The sequence below is a fragment of the Pontibacter pamirensis genome (genome assembly GCF_010015475.1).
GTDB lineage: Bacteria > Bacteroidota > Bacteroidia > Cytophagales > Hymenobacteraceae > Pontibacter > Pontibacter pamirensis.
In genome coordinates, this window is record NZ_SSNI01000003.1 from 238,322 (window position 1) to 252,265 (window position 13,944).

The following is a 13,944-nucleotide window of genomic DNA, read 5'->3' on the forward strand; positions in this document are numbered from 1 at the left end:
TTGCCAAGGTGCCGCTTAGGTATAGATCAAATGCGACATCTTCAGTAAAAACTAAGGTTCAAAAGTGGTCCCATGCATTCTTAATAAGCTTCTTTCAAGATCAGCTTGCAGAATGGTGGGCGTTACGCCTACAAAATCCTTGAAGTCGCGGATCATGTGCATTTGATCAGCATATCCGCAAGCATGAGCAATCTCTAGCCAGCTGACTTCCGAATCTTTTTCCCGCATATACCATGCTCTTGAAAAGCGCATTAATCTGGTATATAGCTTTGGCGACAACCCAATTCTTTCAAGGAATTGTCTTTCAAGTTGTCTGGTGCTTACGCATGCTTGCTGTGCCAGCTGATCAACACTAAGCGATCTTCTTTCTTGTACCATCCGACTGACTACCAGATCAACAGGAAGTAATCTTTTTAAGTTATTAACCTTTTGCAGTAGGAAAGATTGAATTATCTCAATCATTTTATCGAAGTCTTTTACTTCAGATAACTGCTCGTTCACATCTTCAATTTCCTTTCCTAAGAATAGAGTAGCATCAAAAGGCTTATCAAGCATTTCCTGCATGGGGACGCCCAGTAAACGGTGCATGCCGCCCGGGAGAAAACCCACTGAAATAACTAACATTTTGGGGCCCATGCTCAAATCAACTCTGGATAGTTGGGGGCCAATCAATGTACATCCTGGCAATTGAACAACAGACTGATCTGCATAATTGCGACAGGTAATCTTACTATGGGGATAGAAATTCAGGCAATGCTCAGCTTGTGGGGGGAAAGGATTTTCCTGACAGGGCTCATTAGGTTCTAACTGAATTTGAACCAGCGTAACCCGGCTGATGAGATGCTGAAGCGCGGGACATGGTTTATGATAATGTAATTCCAAATTCATAGCCTGCCGATTATCCTATGAATATACAGAATACAAGTTCATTTTCAATGGTTTACCTTTGGTTTGAACCAATAAATTCTAGTTGAAAATGTTTAACTGGCTAATGAATGCATTATTGGTGGCTGCCCTTCTTTTGGAAGATAATAGGATCCCTAGGAAAGCTACTGGGGCATATTGAGCCGGACTATCGTTTACGTTACCCATAGAAAGAAAGCCTCTCACCACCTCCTTCTTGCTCATCTTAAAGCCCAGGAACGGGTCGCGCTGTATCCACCCTTTCTTCAGGCAGATGTGGATCACCTTCTTGAAGTTGCCCAGGTACTTCATCGTGGTGTTTTGGGCACAGCCCCTGACGCTTTTGAGCCAGAACTCATAGTCGGAGATAAACCCGAAGTCGAGCTTCCTCATGTCATCTGTCTTGTACTTCTATTTAATGAAGTTGAGGGTATGAAGCAATGAGGTTCTGTAACGTTCCAGCGTGCCCGGAGCAAAGTCCTTCCCCACCAGCTGCTCTACCTGCTCATTGTGCTTCCGGAATACTTCCAATAGCATGACGGGCTTCTCCTCCACCCCCAGCCACTTGTCTCTGAGTGTCTCTGTTGTCAGCGGCTTCCCTTCCTGCAGGAGCTCTTGCTGTTATGCGTACACCTTGGACCTAAGTATGTCTAGGTACGCGTTTATTCTCCTGGCCTCCTCGGTGTTCCCTTTCACACGGCCTGCTTCCACGGACCATTTACAGGGGGTGACATTACGGTTTGTGCAGGTTTCGAGCCGCTTTCCGTTGATCGTGATGCGCAGGTAGATGGGCAGCAGGTTATCGGTGGTGGTTTTGGATTTCTTGCCATAGAACAGGATGCTGATTTTTGTGTCCATTTCGTTTCCTCCTTTTACTGATCAATTAAACATTCATTTGCAGGCTCCACAAGATGCACGAAACCTGTACATCTAATTGTGTATCAACAAGTTACAGCATATTATGGTACCCAGAGCCAGACGAGCTCCGTGTACCCGAATTTTACCCCTTAGGATGGAGAAAAACTGAATGATTTAGCAGGGGGGCAGAAACGAAAAACCCCGTAAATCAACGATTTACGGGGTTTTATATAATTTTGATATTTCTATCAGCAGAGAGAGCGGGATTCGAACCCGCGATACCCTTTTGAGGTATACACACTTTCCAGGCGTGCTCCTTCAACCACTCGGACACCTCTCTATTGCTAATGCAAAGATACAGCATTTGCCGGCAACTTTGCAAATGAAAAATGCAGCCTGTTTTATTAGAGTGTTATTTCGCCCCTTAAGTCCTGCATCAGCAAGTCGATGGTTTTGGCTGTAGGCAGATCCTGCCCGAGCACAAACATCATTTTTGTGATGGCAGCCTCCGTGGTAATATCGGCTCCCCCAATTACACCCATCTCTAATAAATACCTGCTAGTTTCATAGTGCCCCTGGTCTACGCGTCCTTCATCGCACTGCGAAACATTCATGATCAGAAGGCCTCGTCCGATTGCGTCTCGCAGCAAATCCAGCAGCCATGCAGAGGTTGGGGCATTGCCAGCACCAAAAGTCTCCATTACCACCCCCCGCAGCTCTGGTGTAGTCAGAATGCTTTCAACCACCTGCGGCGTTATACCCGGAAAAAGCTTCAAAATCGCCACACGGTAATCCAGGTTATAGTGCGCTTTGAAAGGCTTTTTGGTATTACGGCGAATGGCTGTCCCGTAATAGTCTATGTTCACGCCTGCTTTGGCGAGGATAGGGTGGTTTTCTGATTTAAAGGCGCTGAACTGGGTACTTTCCACTTTTTTAGCCCTGTTGCCCCGCAACAGCAGGTTGTGGAAATAAATGCACACCTCCGGCACTACTCCCCCCCCATCATGCTTCGTAGCGGCAATCTGGAGAGCCGATATCAGGTTCTCCCTGGCATCTGTGCGCACCCGGCCAATCGGCACCTGCGCCCCCGTGAATATAACAGGCTTTTGTAAGTTCTCCAGCATATAACTCAGGGCGGAGGCACTGTAGGCCATGGTGTCGGTGCCGTGCAGAATCACAAAACCGTCGAAGTCGTTGTAGTTCTCCTCCACCAAACGGGCCATCATCATCCAGTCGCCCAGGTTCACATTCGATGAATCAATGGCAGGCTCAATACTTACCACTGACAGCAGGTAATTAAACTGCCTCAGCTCCGGCACCTTCTGCAGTATCTGGCTGAAGTTGAAAGGCACCAGGTGCTTGTGCTCCTCGTCGAACACCATACCGATGGTTCCGCCGGTATAGATGATCATGATGGAAGCTTCCGGATCCTGTGGCGCTGAGGGGGCGATATTCACTCTTACAATCTTCATGGCAAATGCTTAAACAGGTTCAGCGCGTTGGTAGTTGTTTTATCAGCGACCTCCTCTATTGGCTGCTGCATGAGCTCGGCTACACGGCTGGCTACTAAAGGCAGATATACAGGCTCATTGCGCTTGCCCCGGTGCGGCGTGGGTGCTAAATACGGGCAGTCGGTTTCCAGTACGAGGTTATCGAGCGATACGTGCGGCAGTACTTTGTCGAGGCCGCCATTCTTAAAGGTAGCCACTCCACCGATGCCCATCAGAAAGCCCAACTCCCTTACCTTCTCTGCCTCCTCCGCAGTACCGGAAAAGCAATGGAAGATGCCACGGAGGGTTCCATCCTGCGCAGCTTTAATTATTTCGTATGTCTCATTAAAGGAATCGCGGGTATGCAGCACAATGGGCAGTTGGTATTTTTTTGCCAGCGCCACATGCACCCGCAGGGCCTCCTGCTGCTGCGGCAGAAAAGTTTTGTCCCAGTATAGATCGATGCCGCATTCGCCCACCGCCGCAAATGTTCGTTTCTCCAGCCACTCCTCTACCAGGTACAACTGCCGCTCAAAGTCCTTGTCTACAGAAGTCGGGTGTAACCCCATCATTGGGATGCAAAGCTGCGGGTACTTCGCCTCCGCCTCCAGCATGGCATCAATGGAGGTATGGTCGATGTTGGGCATGTAGATTCGGCTTACCCCCTCCTCCTGTGCCCTCGCTATGGCATCGGCTCTGTCTGCGTCAAATTTTTCTGAGTATATATGTGCATGCGAGTCAATAAAATTCATTGGGTGAGTCAATTTAAATCCTGTAATTTTCAAGGGCAAATGTCATACCTACGCATGAGGCGCGCAAGTAGCCAGTTGAACAAAGTTTCAATTTAATGTACCAACCTGAAAAATACTATCCTTTGCCACCTTTTCACACAAACAATGTCTAAGAGCATGTTTCTTTATTTCATAACTATGTATTAACTCATTCATACAACCCACTCCAAACCCTCCAAGGAGGGGAATTTTGCCGGCAGCCAATAAAATGCGCAATACATTTTAAGTAGTTACTTAAACTCCTCAACCCTCTAACTCCCAAACTCTCTAACCTTCTAACTCTCTAACTCCTAATACTTCCTCCCTTTCCAGGAGATCGAAAGTGGCAGAAAAAAGTAAAGAATGAGGATAACGGATGTAACCACGAGGTAAATCTCAAAGGCGATGTAAAACCACCAGGGCGCCGACTGGCCCAGCCGCTGCAGGCAAATATGCACATAAAGGCTTTGCAGCAACAGCTTGAATACGAAGATAGCCAATGCCACCCCCACCGAAGTATAAGTAAAAAACGGCAGCAGCACCGGGTAGTAAGCGGAATGCAGAATAAAGATGATCGCCATATAGAGTGGCAGGTGCATAGAGCCCCTCATCCAGCGCTTGCGTTGGTGCAGGAAGTCTGTAAAGTGAACAGCAGGTGTCGAAAGGGCTAAAACACTTTTATCGTAAACGTTCCGAAAATCCCAGCCTTTCTTTATGATGGCGTTGAAAATGGCTATATCCTCGGTAATAGAAAAGCCAATGCCTTCAAACCCTCCCACACCCTCGTAGGCCTGCCGGCGCAGCAGCATGTTATTGCCCATCGTGGATACAGGTAGCTTCAGGTCCGAGACCACCTGCATCAGTCCCAACGCATATAGCCAGTCCATGGCCTGCAGTCTGGCCCAGAAGCTATTTCCTTCTACAGAGGTTATACCAGTCACCACACCCGTGTCTTCCTTCATCTCCGACAGCATCCCCCGCACCCAATTGGGTGGTACGGCAATGTCGGCATCAGTATAGAAGAAGAAGTCGGAGGTGGCGTGCTTAGCTAGTTGTGCCAGCACATTCGCTTTTCCTTTTGTGTCTCCTGTGTTCTGCCCAATGGAGATGCAACGGTAGCCGGGCTTGTCTTGAATAAAGGCTTCTACCATGGCATGCGTGCCATCTGAGGAGTCATCGTCTCCAATAAGCACTTCAATTTTACCGGCAGGGTAATCGAGCGCGGATATAGACTGCAGGCAGCGCAGAATGGTATGTTCTTCGTTTCGGGCAGCAACTAGAATACTAATGTGCGGCTGGTGCAACTGCTGCAAAGCATAGCGTTTGCGGTTGAAAATCAGCAGGATCAGCAGCGTCAAGAAAAGTAAAAAATAAAGTATAAAGTAGACTATAGATACAATCATAAGGTGTCGAAGGTATAACCAAGCCGAGCGAAGTGCTCCAGGAATCGCGGCAGGGCATACATCATATTGCGTTGTGCTTTCAGGCTGTCGTGAAATACGATGATGCTGCCGCTTTGGGTATACTTGATCGCCTTCTTCAGGCACTTTTCCGGGGAGAGAGAGGCATCATAGTCATTGGTGAGCATGTCCCACATGATGAGTTCATACTCTTTCCTGAGAACAGCTGCCTGTGCTTTGGAAATGCGCCCGTAAGGAGGTCGGAACAGTTTCGGCTGCTTCCCAGGCTGCAGTTGCTCCAGCACCTGCTGGCATTGCGCCGCATTCTGCAGGTATTCCTCAAATGAAGTCTGCCATCCTTTCAGGTGATTATGGGTATGGTTTGCCAGGAGGTGCCCCTGCGCCAGTGCCTGCTGTGCTACCTCCGGATGCTTTACAAGGTTCTCCCCCACACAAAAGAAAGTGGCTTTTGCTCCGTATTTTGACAATTGCTCCAGCACCCAGGACGTCACCTCCGGAATGGGGCCATCATCAAACGTCAGGAAAAGCTTCTTCCCCTGCCCTGCCCGATGCCAGGTATAGCGCGGCATGAGCTTCTTCAGCAGAAAAGGCGTTTTGTAAAGGCGGATCAAAGTTTGATTGTTGATGGCTGAATTGTTTAATTGTTGTTCATAGACAAGAAGTGATTTTGCCCAAACATGCTGAACCAACAATTAAACAATCCAGCAATTTAACAATGTAATTTACTTAAACCGGCAGGAGAGCAGCGTGATGTCGTCGTTGAAGCTGACCTCTTCGTTGTAGAGGTTTATTTCGCGGAGCAGTTGCAGGTGCATCATTTTGGAACTCAGAAAGCGGTTGCGCTTCAGGAACTCAATGGTGCCTTCGATACCGAATTCTGCCTCGTCTTCATCAAAAACCTCTGTTAGGCCGTCGGTGTAGCAAAGCAGCACCGCATTTTTGGGCACCGTTACTTTGGCAACTGACATAAAAGGCAGCACATCGAACACCCCTAGCATGGTACAGCCCTCGTTCAGGAGCAGGTGCGAGTTGTTTTCGTACAGCAGTATGGGTGCATTGTGGCCGGCATTTACATAGGTAAGCTCGCGGGTCTGCCGGTTGTAAAGCGCCAGAAAGGTAGTGATGAACTTTTCGGCAATCGCATTGCGGTAGATCAGGTTGTTGAGCTCCGCCACCACCGTATTCAAATCTGAGGTCTGTCGGAGTATGGTTCGCAGGCCAGCCTGAAAGTTCGACATCAGCAGGGAGGCAGGAACCCCTTTCCCCGACACATCGGCCACGCAAAACAGGAACTGGTCCTGGTCTATTTCAATATAATCATAGTAATCGCCCCCGATAGAAGAATGGGGTATATAACTGGCATGTATGGCTACGTCGGCATCGTTCGGCAGCGACTTCGGGAACAGCATCGTCTGTACCTCACGGGCAATCTCAATCTCCCTTCGGATAGACTCCTGCGCCAGCCGTTGCCGCGCCATCTTGTGGTTTTCAATGGCTACCAGCATAATATTACTCACCGTCTGCACAAAGCCCAGGGCGCCTAAGTTGTGATAGTAAGGCTGGATCTTGCCAATCATGACGAAGGCCAGCACTTTGCCGTTGTGCACAATCGGAATCACGATATCAAAGGTGCGCCACTTCTTGTCTACATGCAGCTTAGCCGTCTTCGTTATCTCTCTAATATTCTGGATGGCATCCGGAAGCTGTTGCTTGGTGAAATCCTGCTCGGTACCGAAACACACCTTACACTCCCAACTTTCATCGTGTACAAAGAGCACTAAGCGGCTGATCTGCAGCTGTGCCAGCAGCGTGAACCGATATATCTTGTACAGCGCCGGCTCCGGCAGGTTATCGTTGATTGCCTGCGTGATTTCAAGAAGAGCTGAAAGCTCCAATTTCTTCAGATTCAGTTCCTGCTGTGTATTCGGTGTAGTAATATCAGGCATTTGAACTCGTGATTTTTGAATCATACGTATCGCGGAGGCCACAGCTTAAATTGCTCAAAGCTACAACCATTCTACTGATGTATATACCCGGTAAAACTACTAAAAAAAGATTAGCCCCGGCATCAAACATGCAAAAACCTTCCCGCTTCGTTCAAAGAGATCCAATTTTAACTGTAGCTGAGCGCCTGGGGCTTTGAAAAAGCTCCGCCACGGCCGACTCTTGTGCAAAAAGTAAGGGATTAAGGTGCTGTGCCTGTGCCAGGAAAAACGCTTTAAACAGAGTTGTGCACGACCAGGCCTGCCTTGGTCGCCAGAAAATAGTAGTCCTGGCAATGCTGACCGAAACTTGCCGCATCGTATTCATGCTCTGTATCCTGATCAGGGTAAAGGATTTTAACATAGCCCTGCTTTATCAGCGACTGCAGCGCAGCGCAAAGCTCCGCATCGGAGAGAGAGAGGGTGCTTTTGAGATCAGGGAAAGACACTACAAAATACAGTTCGTCCAGTACGTCGAATTCGTTATCGCTCATGAGTTACGGATTATTCTTCCTTTCCAGCGGTAGCGGCCCAGTAGGCCACAGGTACCGGTAAACACCACGTAGGGCACGTATACCAGTTGCAGCGGCAGCATATACCACAGGTACCTGCGTTTGCCTAAAAAGCCGAGTACGCGTTTTAAAAATAAGAAATCAACAGCAAATTTGGCAACGTATGCCCCTATAAAAACCCACAAGGAGAGGCTGCCGGTTATAACGAGCGGGATTGTCAGGAACAGCAGGAAGTTGACCAGAAAAACAACCACGGCAATCAACTGCACCGGGATGCTTTGGTACGACTTCCATTTACTGGCCCACCTCACCCGCTGATACACAAAGGAAATCAGTGTTTTACATGCTGCTGTATAAACAATTGCTTTACTGTTTTTGAGAAAGGTTACTCTGCCCGGATACTGCTCATGCACCTTGTGCAGCAGGAATTCATCGTCGCCGCTGGCGATGCCTTCGTTGCCGGCAAAGCCCGCCACACTGTCAAATATATCCTTGCGGTAGGCTAGATTAGCCCCGTTGCACATGTTAGGCTCTCCCACACCGATAGAGGCCCCGCCAATCCCGATCAGGCTGGAGAACTCCACCAGCTGCATCTTCTCAAAAGTTGAATTGGTTTGATGAAAGCTTACAGGCCCGCTGATGAAGTAAGGCTGCTGCATTCGGTATACGTATGCATACTGCCGCAGCCACTCCGGGCCTACCCGGCAGTCGCCGTCTGTGAATACCAGAAGCTCCCCCTGTGCCAGTTCCACCCCTTTCTGCACCCCGGCTTTTTTCAGCTGCATGGCGGGGTAATCCTTCAGCTGCAGCAGCCTGATACTCATTGTGGAACCTGCTTTGTATTCATTTACAAGTTCAACGGTATTATCCTCTGAATGATCGTCCACTACCAGCACCTCCAGAAGCTCTTTCGGATACTGCTGGGCCTCCAGGTCTTGCAACAGCAGCAGGATATTTCTCGCCTCGTTCCGCACAGGTATGATAACGGAAAGCCTGACATCCGGGATATAGGTGTCAGGAGCATCAGAGACAGGCAAATCCTGCCAGGCACCCCAGCGGCGCAGGATAATCCAGGCGTAAGACAGCAGGGCAACAGCGAGCAACCAAATCATGCCGCCACTCCCTTCTTCAATAGCCTGAGGCGCAGCACAAAAATCACTCCTACCGCACTTGGCACCGCAATGTTAAGTAGCCATAGGCTAAGGCTGGCACTAAGCACCTGCAGGCGCACCTGCCCCAATAACCCAAACAGGTACATGGCTGAGAGTTCCCGCACACCAAGGTCAGAGAGCAGGCTAACGGAGGGCACTACAGATTTGAGGAAGAAAGTGCCGGATACGCCGCTGATGTATTCCAGCGGGCTCAGTTGCACCCCAAACAGCACCAGCAAAAGCACAAACTGAAGCAGGAACACGAAATAACGGCCCAGCGAAAGCAACAGTACCCGCGTCATCTCCTGCGTACTGTAGTCTGACATCACATCAATATATCGCACGAACTTCTGCAGCGGCCTGATAGACGCCACTACAGCCACCATGGCACTTGCATTGTAAAGCAGAAGCATCACAGCAACATTAAGCCCCATCAACAGGAACATAACACTCAAAGAAACAGCGGGATACTGCAACCAGTAAAAGTGAAAGATGAAGTACGCCAGACCTAGCGAACCAGCTAGAATTGTAGCTACTAACTGACAAAACCTGCCGATAAAGATGGCTCCGATCGCTCCTAAGCGCTCCTGGCTCTTTAGCTCCAGCACACGCCCGGCATAGTCGCCGAGGCGATTCGGGGTAATAAAGCCTAGGGTGAGCCCCACCATCACAGCACGGTAAGCCCGCAGGAAAGAAATCTCTTCGATTTTCTGTCCCAGCAACTGCCATTTTCTGGCCTCAAACCCCCAGTTAACCGGTATGAGTATAGCCGAAATAATTACCAGGAAACGGAGCGGGCTCTGCCATGCATTCCGTAGGATGCTGCCCCAGGTCAGGAAGGTGTCCGGGGCAGTGAAGACGGTATAATAGAGCAGGTAGAACGTAAGCAGCACGACCAGCGCCTTACCTAAGAGCAAAAGGAATTTTTTATTGCGATTGATGTTCAAGATAATGTCTTAATTTTGCAGACCTATGGCTTTCTCTTCCGCACTACCCCCTAACAAGTTTATTCTTGGCATTGACCCCGGCACACAGGTTATGGGCTATGCCCTTATTGAAGTGACAGGTTCTAAGGTGCAGGTGGTACAATATGGTGTTATTCACCTGAAGAGCTACAGTAACCACGCCATCAAGTTAAAGAAAATTTTTGACCGCATGATACAACTCATCGACGAGTACCTCCCCGACGAGCTGGCCATTGAGTCGCCTTTCTATGGCACAAACGTACAAAGTATGCTGAAGTTGGGTCGGGCTCAAGGCGTTGCCATTGCCGCTGCCCTCTCCCGCGACATCCCATACGTGGAGTACGCCCCAAAAAAAATAAAACAGTCTATTACGGGCAACGGAAACGCCTCAAAAGAACAGGTGGCCAGTATGCTGATGCAGATCCTCAAAATACAGGACGCTCCAAAGCTTCTTGATGCATCCGATGCTTTAGGCGTGGCTCTCTGCCACCACTATCAGAAAGGGAACAACGCCAAGCAGGGTGGCAAGTCCTGGAAAGCCTTCCTGACGGACAACCCGGAGCGGCTGGCTGGCAAGTAAGCATTCCGGCTCCCAAAGGCTTGTACTAAGTCACGCATCCGGTTCTTGCCCAGAAGCATTTAGCGTAACAGCCCCTCTCATACCCCTCCATTCTTACTAATCGGGAAAATCGGGGATACCTCTATTGGCCAGTGAGCCATCTGTACCTCTGGATGCCTACCAACACCAGGCCAACACCAGGCCTCACAGTTATCATCTACAAACAACAAGGCAGCCCTCTTTCTTGAGAAACAGGTTTATGCTGGCCAGCAGGTAACATCAAGGCAGTGCATACGTTAGGTTTGGTAAAAACAAAACTTTAGCATTACCTTGTCGGCTTTTCGCTCTATCATTTCAGCCATAGATAAATTTCTATTACTTTTACGCTATTTCATAATCAGCCGGTATCTTTCAAACCCTGCGCTTCGCTCGTGTCGTATGTGGAGTTAAGTCTTTTGGAAGAGTATCCCTAATGACTGGTTTCAGTAAAATCTGATTAGAACCGGTTTCACAAGACAGCTAAATGGATCAAAGCAATAATAAGACAGAAAATAACACCCGAACGCGCCGCTACTTCATTTCCAGAAGAGTAGACCGTTTTTTTATGGAGGTTTACCGGGTCTGGGCTTTTAATGCCCGCTTTTTCAGGGAGGTATTCTTTCCACCGTACGAGTTCAGAGAGGTTATCAAGCAGTGCTATGAAGTAGGAGTCCGGTCATTGCCGCTCATTTCCATTACAGGCTTTATCATCGGAATCGTATTCACGAACCAGTCCCGGCCCTCACTGGCTGACTTTGGGGCTACATCGTTGCTGCCTGCTCTTATTTCGGTTGCCATTGTAAGAGCCATGGGCCCGCTGGTTACCGCCATAATTGCTGCTGGCAGGGTTGGCTCCAGCATAGGAGCTGAATTGGGCTCTATGCGCGTGACCGAGCAGATTGATGCCATGGAGGTGTCGGCCACCAATCCTTTTAAGTTCCTGGTAGTAACGCGGGTGCTGGCTACCACCTTCATGATTCCGGCCCTAACCATGTATACGACACTGGTTTCTTTGTTGGGAGGTTATCTGAATGTACACCAAAACGAGCAGACAACCATTATCACTTTCTTTAACCAGGTGTTTGATGCTATCACTTTCCTGGATATTATTGCTTCATCGGTAAAATCAGTGTTGTTCGGGTATACCATAGGCATGGTGGGTTGCTACAAAGGCTTTTACTCTTCTAAAGGGACAGAAGGCGTAGGAAAAGCCGCCAACACTTCCGTAGTTACCGCTATGTTCCTGCTCTTTATCGAAGAGCTTATTGTCATGCAGATAATCAATGCTATTCGGGGAATTTAAGCCATGACAGAGAAAGAACTAAATCCGAATATCGACAGAAGCAAGAAAGTCATCTTCATCAGGGGCCTGAAAAAAGCCTTTGATGATAATGTAATATTAAGGGGAGTAGACCTGGACCTTTACAAGGGCGAAAACCTGGTGGTACTTGGCCGTTCCGGAACAGGTAAGTCTGTTTTGATTAAAATAATCTCTGGCTTGTTACGTGCCGATGCCGGGGAAGTAAATGTTTTGGGGGAGGACGTCTGCTGCATCACTCCAAGAGAAATGGACACCCTGCGGCTTAAAATCGGCTTCTCCTTTCAAAACAGTGCCCTTTATGATAGCATGACGGTGAAGGAGAACCTCGAATTCCCTCTGGAACGGCACTCTAAAGACATGACCCGGGCAGATCGGGACAAGCTCATCGATGTGGTACTGGAAGCAGTGGGACTAAGAAGTGCTATTAACCAGATGCCCTCAGAGCTTTCAGGCGGTCAGCGCAAGCGCATCGGCATCGCACGCACCCTTATCCTGCGCCCTGACATTATGCTGTATGATGAGCCGACTGCAGGGCTGGACCCGATAACGTGTATTGAGATAAATAACCTTATCAATGAAGTGCAACGGCGGTTTAACACCTCCTCCATTATTATTACACATGACCTTACCTGTGCCAGGGCAGTAGGCGACCGCTTAGTCATGCTGCTGGATGGGGAGTTTAAGCGGGAAGGCACCTTCGAAGAAGTTTTCGCTACCGATGACGAGCGAGTTCAAGCATTTTACAATTACAACTTTTCAGAATAAATGAGCACTGAAGACAATAAACGTTCCGTAATAGTAGGCATTTTCGTATTCCTGGGCATCGTAATTCTGGTGGCCGGGATTTTTACACTTGCTGGCCAGCAAAAGCGCTTTATCAGCACTATATCCCTGAATGCTGTTTTTGATGATGTAGGTGGCTTGAAAACCGGCAACAACGTCTGGTTTTCGGGAGTGAAAATAGGCACCGTCAGAAGCATTCAGTTATTTGGCGAGTCTCAGGTGCTGGTTACTATTGCCGTGGAAGAAGACACGCAGCAGTTTATCCGCAAGAATGCCATCGCCAGGATCAGTTCCGAAAGCTTTATCGGCAATAAGACCATTGTAATAGAAGGCGGCACCGAGGAAGCACCTCCCGTGGAAGATGGCGACCGAATTCTGGCAGTGAACCCGCTCGACACAGATGATCTGATGGCAACCTTACAGCGCAACAATGAGAACTTAGTTGAAATAACGGGTGATTTAAAGCAACTGACCTCCAAAATTGTGCAGGGAGAAGGCACCATCGGTAAACTTTTAACAGACTCTACCATGGCAGAGGATTTCGAAGCGATGGTGAACAACCTGCAGCAGACTTCCCGTAACGCGGTGGGAGCATCACGGGAACTGACAAGGTTTACTTTAAAGCTGAACACGCCTGGAGGCTTAGCAGATGAATTGTTGACAGACACAGCTGTTTACGCCCAGATAAGAAGGTCTATGGCCCAACTGGAAGAAGCGACCACCTCAGCCGCGGCTTTGGCAGAAAACCTTCAGGAAACCAGCACCAGGCTCAACAACGAAAACAATGCCGTGGGTGTGCTGCTGAGCGATGAGGAATTTGCCCGCAACCTGAAAACCACCATGCAGAACCTCGAAACCAGCACAGAGAAGTTTGACGAGAACATGGAGGCCCTCCAAAGCAACATCCTATTCAGAGGTTTCTTCAGACGAAGAGCAAAAGATGAAGCCAAACAACTGGAAGAGCTACAGGAGCAGCAGTTAGAACAGCAGCAATTGCAGTAATAGATACATAGTCGATGACTTCCAGTGATGTTAAACCCACCCCTGCCCCTCCGAGGAGTGGAGTTTCTACAGGTGTAATTTATTCCCCTCCTCGGAGGTAGGGCCGTTAAGTTCTACTTAACGTAAACTAAATGGTTTGGCAAAAGGAGGTAAAGATGGAAACGAGCGGAGTTAGTTTACTGTCATGT

16 protein-coding genes and 1 tRNA gene are annotated in these 13,944 nt (G+C 48.8%); 4 read left to right on the forward strand and 13 right to left on the reverse strand.

The genetic code is table 11. The features are described 5' to 3' along the window. Positions 1-51: 51 nt before the first annotated feature. The 13 genes from E1919_RS05080 to E1919_RS05135 form a co-directional block, all read right to left on the reverse strand. Positions 52-888 (reverse strand): helix-turn-helix domain-containing protein, encoded by an 837-nt coding sequence (locus E1919_RS05080; protein WP_162052269.1) that lies wholly within the window; start codon positions 886-888, stop codon positions 52-54. 78 nt (positions 889-966) lie between these two features. Continuing rightward, complete coding sequence (locus E1919_RS05085; protein ID WP_162052270.1) at positions 967-1,296, reverse strand: phage integrase SAM-like domain-containing protein; 330 nt, start codon at positions 1,294-1,296, stop codon at positions 967-969. A gap of 18 nt (positions 1,297-1,314) precedes the next feature. Next, entirely contained in the window at positions 1,315-1,440 is a 126-nt protein-coding gene (locus tag E1919_RS27890) for a hypothetical protein (RefSeq protein ID WP_262888696.1), read from the reverse strand. A gap of 84 nt (positions 1,441-1,524) precedes the next feature. Continuing rightward, a complete protein-coding gene (locus E1919_RS05090) occupies positions 1,525-1,761 on the reverse strand; it encodes an Arm DNA-binding domain-containing protein (protein WP_162052271.1) in 237 nt (78 codons plus the stop codon). 252 nt (positions 1,762-2,013) lie between these two features. Continuing rightward, positions 2,014-2,101 (reverse strand) — tRNA-Ser (locus E1919_RS05095). A 64-nt stretch (positions 2,102-2,165) separates the two neighbouring features. After that, positions 2,166-3,233: an asparaginase gene (locus tag E1919_RS05100; protein WP_162052272.1), complete on the reverse strand. Its 1,068-nt coding sequence runs from the start codon at positions 3,231-3,233 to the stop codon at positions 2,166-2,168. Then, positions 3,230-4,003, reverse strand: coding sequence for a TatD family hydrolase (locus E1919_RS05105; RefSeq protein WP_162052273.1), 774 nt, complete (start codon positions 4,001-4,003; stop codon positions 3,230-3,232). Before E1919_RS05105 ends, E1919_RS05100 begins: the two co-directional genes overlap by 4 nt. Positions 4,004-4,332: 329 nt before the next feature. Further along, complete coding sequence (locus E1919_RS05110) at positions 4,333-5,424, reverse strand: glycosyltransferase (RefSeq protein ID WP_162052274.1); 1,092 nt, start codon at positions 5,422-5,424, stop codon at positions 4,333-4,335. Continuing rightward, positions 5,421-6,053 carry a polysaccharide deacetylase family protein gene (locus E1919_RS05115; RefSeq protein WP_162052275.1) on the reverse strand — a complete coding sequence of 211 codons (633 nt, stop codon included), beginning with the start codon at positions 6,051-6,053 and terminating at the stop codon, positions 5,421-5,423. The genes E1919_RS05110 and E1919_RS05115 overlap by 4 nt, the downstream gene beginning before the upstream one ends. A gap of 111 nt (positions 6,054-6,164) precedes the next feature. Further along, positions 6,165-7,388 carry a PP2C family protein-serine/threonine phosphatase gene (locus tag E1919_RS05120; RefSeq protein ID WP_162052276.1) on the reverse strand — a complete coding sequence of 408 codons (1,224 nt, stop codon included), beginning with the start codon at positions 7,386-7,388 and terminating at the stop codon, positions 6,165-6,167. Between the two features lie 272 nt (positions 7,389-7,660). Then, entirely contained in the window at positions 7,661-7,918 is a 258-nt protein-coding gene (locus tag E1919_RS05125) for a hypothetical protein (protein WP_162052277.1), read from the reverse strand. Next, positions 7,915-9,048: a glycosyltransferase gene (locus E1919_RS05130; RefSeq protein WP_162052278.1), complete on the reverse strand. Its 1,134-nt coding sequence runs from the start codon at positions 9,046-9,048 to the stop codon at positions 7,915-7,917. Before E1919_RS05130 ends, E1919_RS05125 begins: the two co-directional genes overlap by 4 nt. Beyond that, positions 9,045-10,034 carry a lysylphosphatidylglycerol synthase domain-containing protein gene (locus E1919_RS05135; RefSeq protein WP_162052279.1) on the reverse strand — a complete coding sequence of 330 codons (990 nt, stop codon included), beginning with the start codon at positions 10,032-10,034 and terminating at the stop codon, positions 9,045-9,047. Before E1919_RS05135 ends, E1919_RS05130 begins: the two co-directional genes overlap by 4 nt. Positions 10,035-10,059: 25 nt before the next feature. On the opposite strand from E1919_RS05135, the gene ruvC reads away from it, so the two are divergent. The 4 genes from ruvC (at position 10,060) to E1919_RS05155 (ending at position 13,756) form a co-directional block, all read left to right on the forward strand. After that, positions 10,060-10,632, forward strand: coding sequence for a crossover junction endodeoxyribonuclease RuvC (ruvC, locus tag E1919_RS05140; protein ID WP_162052280.1), 573 nt, complete (start codon positions 10,060-10,062; stop codon positions 10,630-10,632). A 502-nt stretch (positions 10,633-11,134) separates the two neighbouring features. Further along, positions 11,135-11,953, forward strand: coding sequence for an MlaE family ABC transporter permease (locus E1919_RS05145; protein ID WP_162052281.1), 819 nt, complete (start codon positions 11,135-11,137; stop codon positions 11,951-11,953). A 3-nt stretch (positions 11,954-11,956) separates the two neighbouring features. Then, positions 11,957-12,736 (forward strand): ABC transporter ATP-binding protein, encoded by a 780-nt coding sequence (locus E1919_RS05150; protein WP_162052282.1) that lies wholly within the window; start codon positions 11,957-11,959, stop codon positions 12,734-12,736. Next, positions 12,737-13,756, forward strand: a complete 1,020-nt coding sequence (locus tag E1919_RS05155) for an MlaD family protein (protein WP_162052283.1) — start codon at positions 12,737-12,739, stop codon at positions 13,754-13,756. Positions 13,757-13,944: the final 188 nt, after the last annotated feature.